The organism is Cellulosimicrobium sp. TH-20 (genome assembly GCF_002105775.1).
Taxonomy (GTDB): Bacteria; Actinomycetota; Actinomycetes; order Actinomycetales; family Cellulomonadaceae; genus Cellulosimicrobium; species Cellulosimicrobium funkei.
On record NZ_CP020857.1, the window covers coordinates 1,710,109 to 1,727,189 of the forward strand.

The 17,081-nt window shown below is 72.5% G+C and carries 15 protein-coding genes; 6 read left to right on the forward strand and 9 right to left on the reverse strand.

Going from position 1 to position 17,081, the window contains the following annotated elements:
- Nucleotides 1-19 precede the first annotated feature (19 nt).
- Complete coding sequence (locus B8281_RS07640) at nucleotides 20-1,876, forward strand: hypothetical protein (protein WP_085387395.1); 1,857 nt, start codon at nucleotides 20-22, stop codon at nucleotides 1,874-1,876.
- 139 nt (nucleotides 1,877-2,015) lie between these two features.
- On the opposite strand, the gene B8281_RS07645 is transcribed toward B8281_RS07640, so the two are convergent.
- Genes B8281_RS07645 through B8281_RS07675 form a run of 7 tightly spaced genes read right to left on the reverse strand, consistent with a single transcriptional unit; the run spans nucleotide 2,016 to nucleotide 10,208 of the window.
- Nucleotides 2,016-3,272: a hypothetical protein gene (locus tag B8281_RS07645; RefSeq protein ID WP_034651830.1), complete on the reverse strand. Its 1,257-nt coding sequence runs from the start codon at nucleotides 3,270-3,272 to the stop codon at nucleotides 2,016-2,018.
- 29 nt (nucleotides 3,273-3,301) lie between these two features.
- Nucleotides 3,302-4,417 (reverse strand): non-hydrolyzing UDP-N-acetylglucosamine 2-epimerase, encoded by a 1,116-nt coding sequence (gene wecB / locus B8281_RS07650; protein ID WP_232322714.1) that lies wholly within the window; start codon nucleotides 4,415-4,417, stop codon nucleotides 3,302-3,304.
- Nucleotides 4,414-5,349 carry an ABC transporter ATP-binding protein gene (locus tag B8281_RS07655; protein WP_051876538.1) on the reverse strand — a complete coding sequence of 312 codons (936 nt, stop codon included), beginning with the start codon at nucleotides 5,347-5,349 and terminating at the stop codon, nucleotides 4,414-4,416. The genes wecB and B8281_RS07655 overlap by 4 nt, the downstream gene beginning before the upstream one ends.
- Entirely contained in the window at nucleotides 5,336-6,262 is a 927-nt protein-coding gene (locus B8281_RS07660) for an ABC transporter permease (protein ID WP_085387397.1), read from the reverse strand. Before B8281_RS07660 ends, B8281_RS07655 begins: the two co-directional genes overlap by 14 nt.
- A 9-nt stretch (nucleotides 6,263-6,271) precedes the next feature.
- The gene (locus tag B8281_RS07665) at nucleotides 6,272-7,267 is read right to left on the reverse strand and encodes an LCP family protein (protein ID WP_085387398.1); all 996 of its coding nucleotides are present in this window, start codon (nucleotides 7,265-7,267) and stop codon (nucleotides 6,272-6,274) included.
- Entirely contained in the window at nucleotides 7,264-9,012 is a 1,749-nt protein-coding gene (locus B8281_RS07670) for a glycosyltransferase (protein WP_085387399.1), read from the reverse strand. The genes B8281_RS07665 and B8281_RS07670 overlap by 4 nt, the downstream gene beginning before the upstream one ends.
- A complete protein-coding gene (locus B8281_RS07675; RefSeq protein ID WP_232322715.1) occupies nucleotides 9,009-10,208 on the reverse strand; it encodes a glycosyltransferase family 4 protein in 1,200 nt (399 codons plus the stop codon). Before B8281_RS07675 ends, B8281_RS07670 begins: the two co-directional genes overlap by 4 nt.
- 336 nt (nucleotides 10,209-10,544) lie before the next feature.
- Here B8281_RS07675 and B8281_RS07680 point away from each other — a divergent pair, with 336 nt between their 5' ends.
- Together B8281_RS07680 and B8281_RS07685 are read left to right on the forward strand one after the other, a co-directional pair.
- Nucleotides 10,545-11,624 (forward strand): LCP family protein, encoded by a 1,080-nt coding sequence (locus B8281_RS07680; protein ID WP_232322716.1) that lies wholly within the window; start codon nucleotides 10,545-10,547, stop codon nucleotides 11,622-11,624.
- A gap of 10 nt (nucleotides 11,625-11,634) precedes the next feature.
- Nucleotides 11,635-12,378 carry a DUF6270 domain-containing protein gene (locus B8281_RS07685; RefSeq protein WP_085387402.1) on the forward strand — a complete coding sequence of 248 codons (744 nt, stop codon included), beginning with the start codon at nucleotides 11,635-11,637 and terminating at the stop codon, nucleotides 12,376-12,378.
- 72 nt (nucleotides 12,379-12,450) lie between these two features.
- Here B8281_RS07685 and B8281_RS07690 read toward each other — a convergent pair whose 3' ends face one another.
- Nucleotides 12,451-12,915, reverse strand: coding sequence for a hypothetical protein (locus tag B8281_RS07690; RefSeq protein WP_157446604.1), 465 nt, complete (start codon nucleotides 12,913-12,915; stop codon nucleotides 12,451-12,453).
- A gap of 107 nt (nucleotides 12,916-13,022) precedes the next feature.
- Here B8281_RS07690 and B8281_RS07695 point away from each other — a divergent pair, with 107 nt between their 5' ends.
- Together B8281_RS07695 and B8281_RS07700 are read left to right on the forward strand one after the other, a co-directional pair.
- Nucleotides 13,023-13,481 carry a MarR family winged helix-turn-helix transcriptional regulator gene (locus B8281_RS07695; protein WP_021483075.1) on the forward strand — a complete coding sequence of 153 codons (459 nt, stop codon included), beginning with the start codon at nucleotides 13,023-13,025 and terminating at the stop codon, nucleotides 13,479-13,481.
- On the forward strand, nucleotides 13,478-14,824 hold the full coding sequence (locus B8281_RS07700) for an MFS transporter (RefSeq protein WP_085387403.1): 1,347 nt from the start codon (nucleotides 13,478-13,480) through the stop codon (nucleotides 14,822-14,824). The genes B8281_RS07695 and B8281_RS07700 overlap by 4 nt, the downstream gene beginning before the upstream one ends.
- A gap of 92 nt (nucleotides 14,825-14,916) precedes the next feature.
- Here the strand turns inward: B8281_RS07700 and serC are convergent, their stop codons facing one another.
- Entirely contained in the window at nucleotides 14,917-16,059 is a 1,143-nt protein-coding gene (gene serC, locus B8281_RS07705) for a phosphoserine transaminase (RefSeq protein ID WP_232322717.1), read from the reverse strand.
- A gap of 246 nt (nucleotides 16,060-16,305) precedes the next feature.
- Between serC and B8281_RS07710 the strand changes: the two genes are divergently transcribed.
- A complete protein-coding gene (locus B8281_RS07710; protein ID WP_085387404.1) occupies nucleotides 16,306-17,016 on the forward strand; it encodes a metal-dependent transcriptional regulator in 711 nt (236 codons plus the stop codon).
- The last annotated feature ends 65 nt before the right edge of the window (nucleotides 17,017-17,081 follow it).

Here is a 17,081-nt window from a genome sequence, read left to right on the forward strand (position 1 = left end):
ACAGGCGGGCCATCGTACGGTGCCGTTCGTCCCGCTCGCGGCCCCGATGCTCGATTTCGCCGTGATCTCCTTGGCTCCGCACCGGGCCGGTCTCCTGGCACCGGAGCCCTTCACCGATGGAACGTTGTATCTCGAGCCGGTAGGGGATGCGAAGGACGGCCTGTGGCTGGCTTCCTCTGCGCCGGCGCGCGTGCACCGGTGGCCCGGCGGTGCCTGTGGCGTGTCCGGGCTCGGCATGCTCAACGACGGTCTCTTCATGGCGCGGGCTCCGGCGCGCCCGGAGCAGATCGAAGCGCTCAGCCCTGACCAGGGCCAGTACAGCCGCTTCGTTATCCGCGACGGCGAGGCCACGGTGCAGACCGACGTCTTCGGCTTCGGGACCGTCTTCGAGTACGCCTGGGACGGCGTCGCCATCGTCAGCAACCGCGCGCACATGGTCTCGATCCTGTTGGCTGCCCTGGGGCGTCCGCCCAAGCCTGACTGGGTCTACGTGACGGCTTCGTTGTTCAGCGAGCACGGCTTCTTCGCGCAGCAGAATGCGCTGAGCCGTACAGCCGTGGAGGGCGTGCGCCCCTCCGAAGCGACCGACACGTTGCTGGTGAGTGCGGGGCAGCTGGTCCGCCGACAGCACCCCGATGCCGGGTTGCTGACGAGCAGCGACTCCTACGGCACCTCGCTGGAACTCGGCGTCGAGCAGATCGTCTCCTCGGTCCGCGCTGCCGTCACCTGCGAGTCTGTCGAGCAGACGGTCGTCGACGTCACCGCGGGCAAGGACAGTCGTCTCGTGCTGGGGGCGCTCCTCGGGTCTACGGGATGGAAGGACCGCGTCTCGTTCAACACGCTCGGCGCCGAGTCGAGCCCCGACGTGCGGATCGCGTCGACGTTGGTCGACCTCGTCGGAGGGCGGTTCTACACCGGGCACGACGAGAGCGTGCTCCGGCCCGTCACGCTCGAGTGGAACACCGACTTCTGGCTCAGCTACTACGCCGGGGAGTATCACCGCTTCGGCGCGGCCTCTCACAGCCCGCTCGGGGCGAACAGAACAGAGCTGGGCGTCGGGGGAGCCTGCGGCGAGCTGTTCCGTGGTTTCTGGACGGAGGTCGTCCAGGACCACATCCAGACGTCCGCCACGGCTGCCGAGCTCGCCACCCGCCTGGTGTCGGCGGCGTCGCAGCCCGAGTGGCGCTCGCACGCCTACCTGGATGCTGTCGCCGACGATCTCGCGGCCGACCTCGAGAGAGGTGCTGGAGAGACGCTGGAGGACATGGTGGAGGACCACTACCTGCGCCATCGAAATAGGTCGCACTGTGGCATGCGCGGTTTCACCCTCGTCCACGAGCGCGCGGTGTGGTATCCGCTGTTGTCCAGCAACTTGTTCGCTGCGGCGCGCAGCCTCGACCATGGCGAGCGATCCAGCAATCGCGTCATCTTCGACGTGCTCGCCCGACTTCACCCCGCGCTCGTGGATGTGCCGTTCGGCGGGGGCTACCCCTTCGGACGGGTGCAGCGGGAGCTCCGGAGCGGCCCGGAGCGGATCGTGCTCAACATCCAGGAGTCTGCGTCGACCGAAGCGTGGTCGGACGCCACGCGGCGTCGTCATGTGCACACGTCACGTCGTCGCCAGGGGCCGCAGAGTCTGGTCTGGGCGGAGATGGCCGGGAGGATTCACCTGCAGGCGACGCGCGCGCTGCAACGCGTCGAGGAGATCGGCTTGTCCGAAGAGCTTGCCGCCGCCCTGCAGCGCCGGATGGATGCGCTCTTCGACGCCTCGGCGCGCCGTGGCTATCAGCTGGCGATGCGCATCCTGGCCATCGATGCGCTGCTGGCGCCACCTCCCTTTGCCGCGGTGCCAGGACCCGGGTTGCGGCAGGACTGATGACCCGGTCGCGCCGGACCGCGGCCGGACGCTCGATGAGCGAAGGAGCGAGGCCCCGCGTGCTGCAGCAGCCTCGGCGGGTCCCCGGCCCGGGTCAGCGAGACATCGCCGATCGTGCGGGGACGGGGACGACGACCTTCTAGAGGGTGGGTCGTGACGCGGGGACGTCGTCGCGATCCGTGGCGCCCTGCTCGGGGTCGATCAGCGTGACGACGGTGGATCGCTGGCTGCCGGCGAGATCTCGAACGAAGCACGCCACGCTGTCCACCCCGCCCAGCTCGCGAGGATCGAAGACGAAGTCGGCGTCGGACTCGTACCAGCGCACCTTCGCACGTCGCGTACCGTCCATCGCGTAGTACGCGAAGGTCATTCCCGGGGGGTGCGGGCCCTTCGCCGAGATCCGGATCGCGCTGTGCGTGCGCTCCCAGAAGTACTGGGGCACGTGATCCTCCGCACTGGGAAGCTCAGGGAAATGTGCGGGATGGTCTCTCTGCAGCTGCTCGAGGCACTCGAACGGCGTCGATCCCAGTGCCATCAGTGTCAGTGCACGCAGGATCACGTCACGCGGCGGGACGGCGTGACCTTCGCCCCAGGAGCCGAACCCGACCACCGTGCTCCCGTCCGGGTGGTATGCCCTGCCACCATCGAGCGAGAGGCCCAATCGATCGACGAACGGCGCCACGTGCTTGCCGACGTGCCAGTCGCCGGAGTTCTGCAGGTACAGGATGTCCCGGGCGACGTCGGCTCGACCGACGACCGTCTGCTTGTCGGCCGTCCGCAGGAGATCTCGTGCCTCGGCGAGGTCGACGGTTCCACTCTCACGGTCGAATGCGGACTCGACGTACCGGGTTACGTCTCGCGGGTTGTACTCGAGGACATCGGTCTGGGGGTTCCAGCACAGGACGCTGGCGCACCCCTCGAGCCTCTCCGCGATCGCCAGGGCCGCGTAGCCTCCGCCGGAACCGCCCACGAGCAGGAAGCGGCACCCGTACCGTGCGGCGAGCCTCCTGAGCAGACGGGCGATCGCTCCCAGCGCGTCGAACCGGTCGCACCCCAGGTACCACCCGAGTGAGAGCTCAGGGTGGTCCGTGATGGTGGGGTCGGCGATGAGGATCGCAGGGAGGCCCTGCGAGGCAGAGATGGTGTGGCCGGAGAAAAAGGGGCCCGGCCGGTTCGCGCGGTTCGTCACCGCCCCGGCGAAGAACACGGGCACTCGAGCGACCGTGCTGGAGACGCCGAGCGGTGAACCACGGAGCAGCACGTCCACGACTCCATTGTCGGCGACGTGCAACCGGTGGATCCCGTCGGCGGGATTGCCAGTGATGAACTCGTCCTCGTCCCAGTCCTCGACGTGGACGCCCCACTGCCTGAGGTCCGGCTCGCCGTGGGAGTGCATGGGCGTGTCTCTTGTCGTCACGCCGCTGCTCACAGCGGAAAGTCGCGAAGCGCGGCGAGCGTCTTCTCGGCCGCGTCGCCGTCGCCGTACGGGTTTCTCGCGCGTGCCATGGCGCCGTAGCGGTCATCGTCGGTGAGCAGTGCGGTGACCTCGTCGACGATCCGGGCTTCGTCTGTCCCGACGAGGCGTACCGTCCGAGCCTCGACCGCCTCAGGGCGCTCCGTGTTCTCGCGCATGACCAGCACCGGCTTGCCGAGGCTGGGGGCTTCTTCCTGGACGCCGCCGGAGTCCGAGAGGATGAGGATGCTCGCGGCCATCAGACGCGCGAACTCGCCGTAGGGCAGCGGCTCGGTCACGGTGACGTTCTCGATGCCCTCGAGCTGGGGGAGGACGGCCTCCCGCACGACGGGGTTGCGGTGTGCCGGGAGGACGATCTCCACGTCGGGGAACGACCGTGCGATGCGTGCCAGCGCTCGCCCTACGCCTTCCATCGCGCCGCCCCAGTTCTCGCGGCGGTGTGTGGTCACGAGGAGGACGCGCCGCCCCGACGCCGCGAGGTCCTCGAGGCGCGGGTCGGTGAAGGGGATCTCCTTGCCGACCGTGGTGAGCAGCGCATCGATGACGGTGTTGCCGGTGACGACGATCTTCGAGTCGTCGACCCCCTCGGCGAGGAGGTTCGCCCGGCTGGTCTCGGTGGGAGCGAGGTGGAGGGCGGCGATCTGGGTCGTGATCTTCCGGTTCGCCTCCTCCGGGAACGGGGACTGGATGTTCCCGGAGCGCAGGCCTGCCTCCAGGTGCACCACGGGGATCTGCCGGTAGAACGCGGCGAGTGCGGCGGCCGTCGAGGTGGAGGTGTCGCCCTGGACGATGACCGCGGTGGGCCTCTCCTTCTCGAGGATCGGGTCGAGCCCCTCGATGACCCGCGCGAAGATCTGCGCCAGCGTCTGCCCGTGGCTCATGATGTCGAGGTCGTGGTCGGGGACGATGCCGAAGAGCTCGTTCACCTGGTCGAGCATCTCGCGGTGCTGGCCGGTCACGACGGTCACCGACTCGAAGTCGGGGCTCTCCTCGAGCGCCTTGATGACGGGAGCGACCTTGATCGCCTCCGGTCGGGTGCCGTAGACGGTCATGATGCGAGCGGTCATGCTTCTCTCTTCTCTGCTGCGGCCGCGTCCCGGCCGTGTCCCCGGACGTGCCGGGGGCGGTAGCTGCGTCCAGGGGACTCCTCCACCTGCACGTGCGTCTCGGTCTTCTCCGCGAGGGCGTCCTCGATGATCTTCTTCGCCTCGTCGGGCTTCTCCTTGGCGATCGCCCAGGCCCACTTGCGGTAGCGCAGCGCGACGTCCTCCGCCGGGCCGTCGAGCACGAGACGGCCGTAGTTGAGCCAGATCGCGCGCGTGCACGTCTCTTCGATGGTCTGCGCCGCGTGACTCACGAGGAACACCGTGCCGGCGTTCTCCCGCAGCCGGTTCATGCGGGCCTCGCTGCGTTCCTTGAACGCGGCGTCGCCGGTGGCGAGGGCCTCGTCGATGAGCATGATGTGGGGGTTGGCGGCGGTCGCGATCGCGAACCGCAGACGTGCACCCATGCCCGAGGAGTACGTCTTCATCGGGAGGTAGATCGACTTGCCGAGGCCGGCGAGCTCGACGACGTCGGGAATCGCCTTCTCCGTCTGCTCGGGGGTGAGCCCCATGGCGAGGCAGCCGAGCCGGACGTTCTGCTCTCCCGAGAGGTCGGGCACGAGGGCGGCGTTGACCCCGATGAGGACGGGCGTGCTCTCGGCGAGCACCCGCCCGCGCGCGGGCCGCTCGAGCCCGGCGATGATCCGCAGGAGCGTGCTCTTGCCGGAGCCGTTCTGGCCGACGAGGCCGATCTGCTCGCCCGAGCGCGCGACGAAGGAGATCCCGGAGAGCGCCCGCACGAGCACCATGGGCTGCTGGCCGAGCACGGTCTTGGCGGCCCGGACGAGCCGGTTCGAGCGCCGACGCTCGGCCGCGTCCGTGGACGGGACGCGGTAGCGCACGTGCACGTCCTGGACCGCGACGGTGGCGGACGCGAAGGGGTCAAGCTCGGCCATAGGACTCCTCCCCGTGGTAGAAGAAGAGGAACCCCACGACGAGCGTCCCGACGGCCCAGGCGCCCAGCCCGAGCCACGACGACAGCGCCGGCGTCACGCCGTAGAGCAGGCAGTCGCGGACCATGCTCAGCACCATGAACATCGGGTTCGCCTCCATGAGGGCGAGCGCCGTCGGGTGGTCGATGAACTGGTCGTAGGAGAAGAACACCGCGGAGCCATAGAGCCACAGCCGCATGCCGAAGCTGATGAGCTGGTTGAGGTCGGGCACGACGGCGACGCACCGCGCGAGCAGCAGTGCCAGGCCGGTGGTGAACAGCACCTGGAGCGCGAGGACGCCGGGCACGAGCACGACGCGCCAGGTGAACACCTCGGCGGGGGGCATGACGGCGAGCAGCACCACCATGGCACCGAGCACCGGGATCATGTCGAGCATCCCGCGCAGGATCACCGAGATGGGCAGGGAGGCGCGGGGGAAGGAGAACGCCCGGATGAGGTTGCGGCCGTTCCTGATGGAGTTGGCCCCGCCCGTCACGGCCTTCGTCGTGAACGAGAAGAGGAACACCCCGACGATGAGGTAGCCGATGAAGTTGTCGATGCCGCGCGACGACTTCAGCAGCAGGCCGAAGATGAGGAAGTACGTCAGCCCGTCGAGCACGGGCTTGAGCACGAGCCACACGGTGCCGAGCAGGTTCTCGCGCGTCCCGCTCGTCACCTTCGCGCGGGCCTCGGCCCACAGGAAGTGCCGACGGTTCCACAGCTGCCCCAGGTACACCCCGAGCGGCGGACGAGCCCCGACGCGGGTGAGCCGACCCGCGGAGACGACCTCCGTCGTCGACGGCGGGCCCGCGAACAGCATCGAGTACAGGTCGCCGCGAGGCGACCTGTTCTCGGTGGTGCTCGTCTCTCCGGTCATCGCGGCATCCTAGGATCCCGTCGGCGCGTACGCCGTGCCGTACGTCGCGACGTAGGCGTCGAGCGTGTCCGTGCGCACCGCGTCACCGAGCGCGGCGGTCTGCTCCGCGTCCACGAGGTTGACCGACGCGCCGCCCCTCTCGCCGAACCCGGTGATCGGCACCATGAGCCCGACGACGTCCTCGCGCTCGAGCTCGGCGGCGAGCGGGACGAGCGCGAACGCGTCGTCCACGTCGAGGTCGCCCGTGATCTTCACGTTGCGCACGAGCATCGGCATCAGCTCGGCGAGCACCGCCGGATCGTCGGCGCGCTCCGCGATCCTGTCGAGCATCCCGACGACGGCGGCGCGCTGCCGCTCGGTGCGGTCGAGGTCGCCGAGGGGAAGCCGCTTGCGCTCGCGCACGTAGATGAGGCCGTCCGTGCCGGAGAGCGTGATGCGCCCCTCGGGGAAGTCGACGACGCGTCCCGTGCTCTGCACGGTCACCGTGCTCGCGTGCTGGTTGTCCACCTCGAACCCGTCGAGCGCGCGCGTGAGGGCGATGAACCCCGCGAAGTTCGACTGGACGACGTAGTCGATCTCCGCACCGCCGAGCAGGCCGGACACCGTCTGGACGAGCGTGTCCGTCCCGCCGCGCGAGAACGCCGCGTTGATCTTCCCCTCGCCGAGCCCCGGGATGTCGACCCACATGTCGCGTGTGAAGGACACGAGGTACAGGTTCTGCCGGTCGGCGGGCACGTGGACGAGCAGGATCGTGTCGGCGTTGCCCGTGAGGTCGGCCGGGTCTCGTGAGTCCGTGCCGACGAGGAGCGCGTTCACCGGCCCCTCGGGCAGCGGGTCCGCCGGTCCTGTCGGCGTGGGCGTCGGGCTGGGAGCCGCGGAGCGCGTCGGCGCGGGGGACGCGCTCGTCGCCGACGGCGCGGGCTCCGGCGCCGCAGTCGTGCAGCCGGCGAGCAGTGCCGTCGCGACGAGGGCACCGAGGGGACGACGCAGGAGGGCGGTGCTCATCGCGTTCCTCCTGCCAGTGCTCGGGCGTACACCTCGCGGTACCGGGCCGTGTTCGCGGCCCACGTCCTGGTGGCCGCGAGCTCGCGACCGCGCGTCAGCATGCCACGACGTGCGTCGTCGTCGCCCAGGACGTCCGCGACGGCCGCGGTCCACGCGGCGACGTCGCCCGCGGGCACGAGGCGTCCCGCGGCACCGACGGCCTCGCGCAGCGCGGGGAGATCGCTCGCGACCACCGGCCGGCCCACGGCCATCGCCTCGACCGGCTTGAGCGGGGTGACGAGGCGCGTCACGCGGTCGTCCCGGCGCGGGACGAGGGCGACGTCGAGCGCCGCGAGGTAGGTCGTGGCGAGGGCGCGCGGCACGCGCCCCGGCAGGATCGCGTGCTCGCCGAGCCCGAGCTCGTCGGCGAGGCGGAGGAGGCCGGGGCGGGCGACGCCGTCGCCCACCACGAGCGCGGTCGCGTCGACGCCGTCCGCCCGGAGCGCGGCGACCGTGCGCAGGACCGTGTCGAGACCCTCGTAGTCGACGACGCTGCTCACCGTGCCGACCACGGGCCCGCGCGCCGGGATGCCGAGGCGCTCGCGGGCGGCGTCGGGCGTGGGGTGCGCCGCGTCCAGGAGCGACGTCGGCACGGCGTTGGGGACCACCGTGACGCGGGAGCCCGGCACGCCGCGGCCGACGAGCTCGGCCCGCATGGTCTCGCTGAGCGTCACCACGTGGTCCGCGGCGAGCGCGAGCTCGGTCTCCTTCGCCCGGACGAGGGCGTAACGGCCCGAGGCCTCGGCGGCGCGCCGCGCCTCGGGCGTGCGGTGCGACGCGGCCCAGGTCTCCTCGGGCAGGCCGCGCACCTCGTACACCCACGGCACGCCGAGGCGTCGGGCGGCCGCGCGCGCCGTCGCGCCGGTCGTGTGCGGGGTGGTGGCGTGCACGACGTCGGGCGCGAACCTTCGCGCCGCGCGCACCAGCAGGTCGACCTCGACCTCGGCGCGCCGCGCCGGATCGCCCTGCAGCATCCACGGCAGCAGCCGCTCGTACCGCACGCCGTCCACGACGTCCGCGGCGCGTGCGCCGAGCACGCCGATCGTCACCGGGTAGGCGCCGCGCGTCGTCGCCGCCACGCCCAGCCCGTCCTCGTGCTGCGCGCGGAGGATCGCGTGGCTGCGCAGCGTGTACCCGCTCTGCGTGTGGGGGAGCGAGTTCGTCAGGTGGTGGAGCACCCGCGGCTGCCCGACGTCGCCCCGCACCGCGCGCTGCGAGGTCCCGGTGGCCGGAGGGTCGGGCCGGAGCGCGTCGACCTGGGCGCGGATCGCGCGGAGGGTCCGGCGCTCGCCGCGGCCCGACACGGTCGCGCGATCGAGCGCGTCCACGTCGCCCGCCTGCCAGAGCGCGCGCAGTCGGGCGGGGCCGGGGTGGGGGACGCCGTCGAGCAGCTCGGGGTGGCCGACCGCGACGGCGACCTCGGCGGCCACGCGGCGCGCGAGCCGCGACCCGGGCGCGCGGAGCACCGCGGCGACGGTGCGGGCCGCGTCGTCGGGGGAGCCGTCGAGGAAGAGGCCGAGCGCACGGCGCGCGGACGGGTCGCGCGCCACGAGGAGCAGGCGGACGACGCCGCTCCGGACCGGGGCGGGCGCGCGCCGTGCGGCCTGGATCCCGAGCCACACCGGGTCGTCGACGACGGCGCGCGCCCCGAAGGACAGCGCGAGGACGAGGGCGCGGACGGCGTCGCGCGGTGCCGCCGCCCTCATCGACGCAGCCCGTCGAGCAGCTCGACGTAGCGGGCCGCGAGCGCGTCGTCGTCCGCGTTGAGCGCGACCCACTCCTGGGCGGCGGGACCGATCTCCGGGACCGAGCCCGCGGCCACGAAGCCGGCCCAGAGCGCGGCCAGCGCCTCGACGTCCCCGGGCGGGACGACGTCGCCCGCCTCGAGCGAGAGCACGAGCTCCGCGGCCTCGCCCGCGAGGCACGCCGTGACGTGCCGACGCGTCGCCATCGTCTCGTAGAGCTTCGAGGGCACCGTCCACTGGAACGGCTCCCAGTCGCGCAGCGACACGAGCACGGTGTCGGCCCACGCGTACAGCGCGGGGACGTCCGTGTGCGGCACACGACCGAGGAACGTCACCGGTGCGCCGAGCGTCGAGGCGAGGGCCTTGAGGTGGGGGATGTCGGCCCCCGCGCCGGCGAGGTGCACCTCGAGCGGCACGCCCCGCGCGGCGAGCGCGGCGGCGGCCTCCACGACGACCTCGAGACCCTGCGACCGGCCGATGGTCCCCACGTAGACGGCGCGCAGCGGCCGGTCCGGGCCCAGGGGGTGGGCGTCGTCGTCGGGCAGAGCGTCGACCTCGTCGTCCACCTTGTCGGCGAGGCGGTCGGTGAACGCGGTGCCGTTGCGCACGACCCCGACGTTCGGGGCGCCCCGGCTCTCGACGACCCCGGCGAACGTCTCCGTCGTCGTCACGACGAGGTCGCTGCGGGTCTGCAGCCGGACGATCGCGCGGTGCGCGAGCGCGACCACCGCGGACCGCGCCCGGCGGCCGGACCCGTCGGCGACGACGCCGGCCGGGCGGATGAGGTCGGGCCACGCGTCGCGCATCTCGACGACGAAGCGGGCGCGGAAGAGCCGGGCCAGGGCCCACGCGGCGAACATGCTGGGGATGCCGGGCACGGTGCCGACCACGACGGTCGGGCGGTGCGCCCGGGCGCGCAGGTGCCGCCACCCGAGGACGACCGAGTGGGCGGCCGCGACGACGTGGTCGGCCGTGCGGGACACGAGCGACGACGAGTGCTCGCGATAGCGGACGCGCAGGATCCGCTCGCCGTGGCGACCGCGCTGGACGAGCCCGGGGCGCAGGTGCGCGTGCTCGGGGTCGAGCACGCCTGCCGGGTAGTGCGGAGGCGGGGCGAGGACGGTCACGCGGAAGCCCGCGCCGACCAGGCGGGGCACGAGCGCACCCCAGCGGCGCTGCGGCGCGCCCGTCTCGGGCTCGTAGTGGTGGGTGACCAGGAGAAGGTGGTCGTGCTGGTCCCGACGCCGCGGTCGGGGCGCCGGTCGACGGCGCGCGCGAGCGTGCCGTGCCGCACTCGTAGACATGTCGCCCCCTGCGATCGACGGCTCTCCGGGGCGCGCCCTCCGCCGGTGCCTTCCTGGAACTGAGCGGTACGAGAGTACCGCTCCGGAACGTGGTGAAGTCGTGAGACGGCCGAGCACCGAGGGTGAAGAGGCCGGCGCAGGCGCTCGAAACAGCCGTCGAAGCAGGTCGCGCGCCGTAGGATGCCTGCCGTGGCCGACACCCTGTTCCCGGACCCCTCGCCCGAGCCGCGTGCCGACCGGCGGCACGCGCGCCGTCGTCGTGGAGGCCGGACGGCGCTCGTCGTGCTCGTGTCGCTCCTCGCCGTGCTCGTCCTGGCCGGTGTCGGGGGCGCCTGGTGGTTCCAGCGCCAGCTCGACGGCAACATCGAGAAGCTCGCCGACCCGTTCGAGGGCCTGGAGAACCGCCCCGACCCGGCGCCGAGCGACCCGGCGGTCGCGACGGAGGCCGTGAACTTCCTGGTGCTCGGCTCCGACAGCCGCATCTCGGCCGGGGACCCCTCCCAGTGGGAGGCGGGCGCGCAGCGCACGGACGCGATCATGCTCGTGCACCTGCCGGCGGACCGGCAGACGGCGCAGGTCGTCTCCATCCCGCGCGACGCGTGGGTCCCGATCCCCGGGCACGGGGAGGCGAAGATCAACGCCGCCTTCTCGTACGGCGGCCCCTCCCTCATGATCCAGACGGTCGAGGACCTCACCGGCGTCCGGATCGACCACTTCGCCGTGACCGACTTCGAGTCCTTCACGACCCTCACCGACGCGCTGGGCGGCGTGCAGATCCGCATCCCGGAGGACATCGGCGACGGCAAGAAGGTGTTCTTCGAGGCGGGCGTGCACCAGATGACGGGCGAGGAGGCCCTCACCTACACGCGTCAGCGCCACGGCCTGGTGAACGGCGACTTCGGCCGCGTGCAGCGCCAGCAGAACTGGATGCGCGCGATGCTCGGCAAGATCAACAACAACCGCAACGACGTCGCGATGATGACGCGCTTCTTCACCGCGGTGAGCGAGTCGGTGGCGACCGACGACGGCCTGACCATCGACGAGATGCGGAACCTCTACATGAGCGCCCGCGGTCTGAGCACGAACGACGTCACGTTCATGACGGCGCCCAACTCCGGGACCGGGCGCAGCGCCGACGGGCAGTCGATCGTCGTGCTCGACCGTGCCCGGTTCGACCCGCTCATGGCGTCGATCGCGAACGACTCCGTCGGGGACTACCTCGTCCAGAACGCCGAGGCGCTCGAGGTCCTGCCGCCCACGGTCAAGTGATCGGGCGCCGGTGACCGACCGCTCCAGCAGCCCGCAGCGCAGTGTCCTCGTCCACGGGAGCTGCGTCACCCGCGACGCGTTCGCGCTGCCGGAGGAGACGCGGTTCCGCCTCGCCGACTACCACGCACGCAGCTCGCTGGCGTCCGCGTTCGCGTCCGAGGGGCTCTCCGGGGTCGACGTCGCCCGCGTCGAGTCCCCGTTCCAGCGCCGCATGGTCGAACGGGACCTGGGCAAGGACTTCGCGGCGCGGCTCGGGACGACGGACGCGGACGTCGTCGTGCTCGACCTCGTCGACGAGCAGTACGACCTCGTGGTCGGGGCGGACGGCGGCGTGGCGACGCGCTCCATGGAGTTCCTGCGGGCCGGTGGCGACGGCGTGCGGTCGCGTCGCGTCGCGTCGGGGTCGCCGGAGTTCCTCGTCCGGTGGGAGGTCGGCTGGGCTGCGCTCGTGGCCACCGCGCGCCGGCAGGGTCGACTGGGTCGTGTCGTCGTGCACGAGGCGTACTGGGCGCGCGGCGACGCGGCGGGCGGGGCGTTCGACCAGCAGCGTGTCGAGTCGGCGAACCGCACGCTCACCTATCTCTACGCGCGCATGCGCAAGGACCTGGCCGAGGCCCGCTTCCTCCGGGTCCCGGACCGGCTCGTGGTCGGCGACCCGGCCCACCGGTGGGGACCGTCGCCGGTCCACTACGTCGAGGGCTATTACCGCGCGTTCCTCGACCTCCTCGACGAGGCGACGCGCGCCGCCGTCTGACGCGGTCCTCGGCGGACCGCCGGCCCGCCGAGGGGGCGCGGCTCCCCCGGAGCCGGGCTCTCGCAGGAAGGGTCAGGCGACGCCGTCGAGGACGACGACGCCGTCCTTGAACGCCACCCCGCTCACCCGTGCACCCGGGGTGCGCACCTGGAGGAGGCGCTGGACGTCGAGGGCGACGCGCGCGTCCGGGAGCACCCGCACGGACCCGGCGGGGAGGCCCTTCGCCGCGACGACGGACTCGATCCGGCTCGCCGCGAGACCGAGGAGCTTGTGGGCGGGCAGGCCGCCGGCGCTCGCGTCGACGGAGATCGTCGCGACGCCGTCCTGCACGTCGACCACGCGCAGCGTGGCGCGGACCGTCGGGGCGAGACGCGTCGCGAGCCGGAGCGGCGCGGGCAGGCGCTTCACCTGGCGCGGGTCGGCGACGACCTCGAGCGCGTCCCCGCGACCCGACACGGACGTGACGAACGAGGGGAGCTTGCGGCCCATGAGGCCGAGCAGGTGGAGCGTCTCGGCGAGGGTCAGTTCCTGGTGCACGGCGCACACCATAGCGGACGTCCGGGACGTCTCGGACGCCCGCTCGTGACGGGGATCTCCACCCGCAGGCCTTTCCTTACCCAAGGTAATGAGTTAGGGTAACTATCATGCCTGCTGCGGACCTCACTGCTCCCACCCGGAACCAGTACCGGCCCGCGACGCTCGGCGGCGACCTGCGGGTCGCGCTCACCCGGATCTCCCGGCGGCTGCGTGCCCAGCGCGGCGAGGCGGACCTCCCCGAGGGGCGGTTCGGCGTCCTCACCGTCCTGCACAAGCACGGCGCCATGTCGCCCAGCGAGCTCGCGGAGCACGAGCGCGTCCGGCCGCCGTCGATGACCCGCGCCGTCAACGCCCTCGTCGAGATGGGTCTCGTCGAGAAGGGGGAGCACGCGAGCGACCGCCGTCAGGTCGTCGTGCGCCTCACGGACGCCGGCGTGCGCGAGGTCAAGGAGACGCGGCGCCGCCGGGACGCGTGGCTCACGCAGCAGCTGTCCTCCCTCACCCCTGACGAAAGAGAGACCTTGGCCCGCGCCAGTGAGCTGTTGACCCGGATCGCCGCCCGATGAGCACCACGTTCTCCTCCCTCCAGTACTACAACTACCGCGTCTGGTTCGGCGCCGCGCTCGTCGCGAACGTCGGTACCTGGATGCAGCGCGTCGCGCAGGACTGGCTCGTCCTCAGCGACCTCACCGACAACTCCGGCGTCGCCGTCGGCGTCGTCACCGCGCTGCAGTTCGCGCCCGTGCTCGCCCTGTCCGCATGGGCGGGCCTGCTCGCCGACCGGCTCCCGCGCCGTCGGCTCCTCATGGCCACCCAGGGCGCGATGGGACTGCTCGCGCTCGGCCTGGGCGCGCTCGTGCTGTCCGGGAACGTCGAGCTGTGGCACGTCTACGTGTTCGCCGGCCTGCTCGGCGTCGTCTCGGCGTTCGACAACCCCGTGCGCCAGACGTTCGTCGCCGAGATGGTGCCCGCCGACAAGCTCTCCAACGCCGTCGGGCTCAACAGCGCGTCGTTCAACGCGGCGCGCCTCGTCGGGCCGGGCGTCGCGGGCCTGCTCATCGCGGCGGTCGGCTCCGGCTGGCTGTTCATCATCAACGGCGTCACCTTCGGGGCGACCATCCTCGCGCTGCTGTACATGCGCACGCGCGAGCTTCACGTGCTGCCGAGCGCCCCGCGAGAAAAGGGTCAGATCCGCGAGGGCATCCGGTACGTGCGCGGACGGACGGACATCATCGTCATCATGGTCGTCGTCGGCGTCGTGTCGACGTTCGGGCTCAACTTCCAGCTCACGTCCGCGATGATGGCGAAGGTCGAGTTCGGCATGGGGCCGGGGGAGTACGGGATCCTCGGGTCCATCCTCGCGATCGGGTCGCTCACCGGGGCCCTGCTCGCCGCGCGCCGGGAGCGCCCGCGCGTCCGGCTCGTCATCGGGTCCGCGTTCGGGTTCGCCGTCGCCACGGGGGTCATGGCGCTCATGCCCACGTACGCGACCTTCGCCGTCGCGTGCATCCCCGTGGGGCTCGCGTCGCTCACCATGATGACCGCGGCCAACTCGACCATCCAGATGTCCGTGGACCCCGTCATGCGCGGGCGCGTCATGTCGCTCTACATGATCGTGTTCCTCGGTGCGACGCCCGTCGGTTCCCCGCTCGTCGGGTGGATCGCCGAGGCATGGGGCCCGCGCTGGGCGATCGGCGTCGGGTCGATCACCGCGGCGCTCGTCGCCGTGGGTGCGGCCGTCTGGGCGGTGCGCAACTGGCACCTCGAGGTCCGCTACCGCGTCCTGCAGCGCCCGCACCTCGTGGTGCGCTACCTCGACGCCGGGACGCCGACCGACCGCTCCGCGCGCGCCGAGACGCGACGCCGGCTCGAGACCGAGGACGCGCAGGAGGCCGCCCGGGCGGCCTGACGCCGCCTCTCCCGCCGAGCGACGAGGCCGGTGCCGCCCCGGTCTCCCGGGCGGCACCGGCCTCGTGCTCGACGGGACCTCGCTCGTGCTCGTCAGGCGAGGTGGTCGACGACGTGGTCCACGCACGCGGTGAGGGCGCGGACGTCGTCGGGCTCAATCGCCGGGAACATCGCGACGCGCAGCTGGTTGCGGCCGAGCTTGCGGTACGGGAAGACGTCGAGCACGCCGTTCTCGCGCAGCGCCGCCACGACGGCCGTGGCGTCGATCGCGTCGTCCAGGTCGATCGTGCCGACGACCGTCGACCGCTCCGCCGGGTTCGCGACGAAGGGCGCCGCCCACTCGCGCGAGTCCGCCCAGCCGTAGAGGTGCGCGGCCGACTCGGCGGACCGGGCGGCCGCCCACTCCAGGCCCCCGTTGCCCAGGAGCCACTCCACCTGCTCGGCGAGCATGACGAGCGTCGCGATCGCGGGCGTGTTGAGGGTCTGGTCCTGGCGCGAGTTCACCGCCGCGGTGCGCAGCGACAGCGACTCCGGGACCCAGCGGGTGCCGCTGCTCTCGACCTCGTCCGCGCGCGCGAGCGCGTCGGGCGAGCACAGCGCGAGCCACAGGCCGCCGTCCGACCCGAAGACCTTCTGCGGCGCGAAGTAGTAGACGTCGGTCTCCGCGACGTCCACGGGGATCGCGCCCGCGCCGGACGTGGCGTCCACGAGCGTGAGCGCGCCGCGCTCGCGCGAGCCGGGGACGCGGCGCACGGGCGCCATCGCGCCGGTCGAGGTCTCGTTGTGCGGCCACGCGTGCACGTCGACGTCGTCGGCGGGCTCCGGGAGCGCGACGGTCCCGGCGGGGGCCGAGATCACCTGGGACGGCGCGAGGAACGGCGCGGCGGTCGTCGCGGCGGCGAACTTCGCGCCGAACTCGCCGAACGCCGCGTGCTGCGCCTTCGAGCGGACGAGGCACGCCGTCGCGACGTCCCAGAACGTCGTGGAGCCGCCGTTGCCCAGCACGACCTCGTAGCCGTCGGGCAGCGCGAACAGCGCGGCGAGGCCCTCGCGCGTGCGGCGCACGAGCGACCGGACGGGCGCCTGCCGGTGGGACGTCCCCAGCAGCGAGGTGCCGGCGTCGGACAGCGCCCGGACCTGCGCGGCGCGGACCTTGGACGGCCCGGACCCGAAGCGGCCGTCGGCCGGCAGGAGGTCCGAGGGGATCGTGATCGAGGTGTTCGCGAGATCGGGCACGGCGTCACCCTACGCGCGCGCGGCGCGCCCCGGGAGCCTCGTCCACAGGCCGTGCGTCACCGCACGGTCCGCGCCGGGGCCCGCGGGGAGGCGCGGGCCACCAGGCACCACGGGTGCCTCTGGACGACACCGCGGTCGGGTCACGGGCTCGCCATAGACTGACCCCCAGCGGCCCGCCGGTGCGGGCAGGCGCCCCGTGGAGCGACGACCGGGCGCCCCGAGCCGACGAGCGACTGGGAGCGTGACGTGACCGATCTGATCGATACCACCGAGATGTATCTGAAGACGATCTACGAGCTCGTGGAGGAGGGCATCGTCCCGCTGCGCGCGCGCATCGCGGAGCGCCTCGGCCACTCGGGGCCCACGGTGTCGCAGACGGTCGCGCGCATGGAGCGCGACGGGCTCGTCGTCGTCACGGGGGACCGCCACCTCGAGCTCACGCCCGTGGGCCACGAGAAGGCGACGCGCGTCATGCGCAAGCACCGGCTCGCCGAGCGGCTCCTCACGGACGTCATCAAGCTCGACTGGGAGTACGTGCACACCGAGGCGTGCCGCTGGGAGCACGTGATGAGCGAGCTCGTCGAGGAGCGGCTCCTCGGGCTGCTCGACCACCCGCACTTCGACCCGTACGGCAACCCCATCCCGGGCCTGCCGGAGCTCGGGGAGCAGCTCGAGGAGGTCGACTTCCTCGACGGCGTCGTGTCGCTCCCCGTCCACCTCGCCCAGCACGGCCTCGGCGGCGGCGAGGTGCGCGTCGTGCTCCAGCGGATCGCCGAGCCGGTCCAGGTCGACGTCGAGCTCCTCGCGCGGTTCGCCCAGGCCGGGGTGCTGCCGCGCCGCACGCTCGTCGTGCGACCGGCACCGGCCGGCGGGGTCACCGTGCAGGGAGAGGGTGCGCCGGTCGTCCTCGACCTGCCCGACGACGTCGCGCGCCACCTCTTCGTCGCCCGCGGATAGCCGCCCGTTCACCGGGGGAAACGCCGTGACCTGCGGCGATGCGCGGGGCCGCGTTCCGTCGTGAT

Bases quoted from the DNA above. Each gene is read 5' to 3' on its own strand.
- B8281_RS07645 (WP_034651830.1), bottom strand. From the start codon at position 3,272: ATGCACTCCCACGGCGAGCCGGACCTCAGGCAGTGGGGCGTCCACGTC.
- wecB (WP_232322714.1), bottom strand. From the start codon at position 4,417: ATGACCGCTCGCATCATGACCGTCTACGGCACCCGACCGGAGGCGATC.
- B8281_RS07655 (WP_051876538.1), bottom strand. From the start codon at position 5,349: ATGGCCGAGCTTGACCCCTTCGCGTCCGCCACCGTCGCGGTCCAGGAC.
- B8281_RS07660 (WP_085387397.1), bottom strand. From the start codon at position 6,262: ATGACCGGAGAGACGAGCACCACCGAGAACAGGTCGCCTCGCGGCGAC.
- B8281_RS07665 (WP_085387398.1), bottom strand. From the start codon at position 7,267: ATGAGCACCGCCCTCCTGCGTCGTCCCCTCGGTGCCCTCGTCGCGACG.
- B8281_RS07670 (WP_085387399.1), bottom strand. From the start codon at position 9,012: ATGAGGGCGGCGGCACCGCGCGACGCCGTCCGCGCCCTCGTCCTCGCG.
- B8281_RS07695 (WP_021483075.1), top strand. From the start codon at position 13,023: ATGCCTGCTGCGGACCTCACTGCTCCCACCCGGAACCAGTACCGGCCC.
- B8281_RS07700 (WP_085387403.1), top strand. From the start codon at position 13,478: ATGAGCACCACGTTCTCCTCCCTCCAGTACTACAACTACCGCGTCTGG.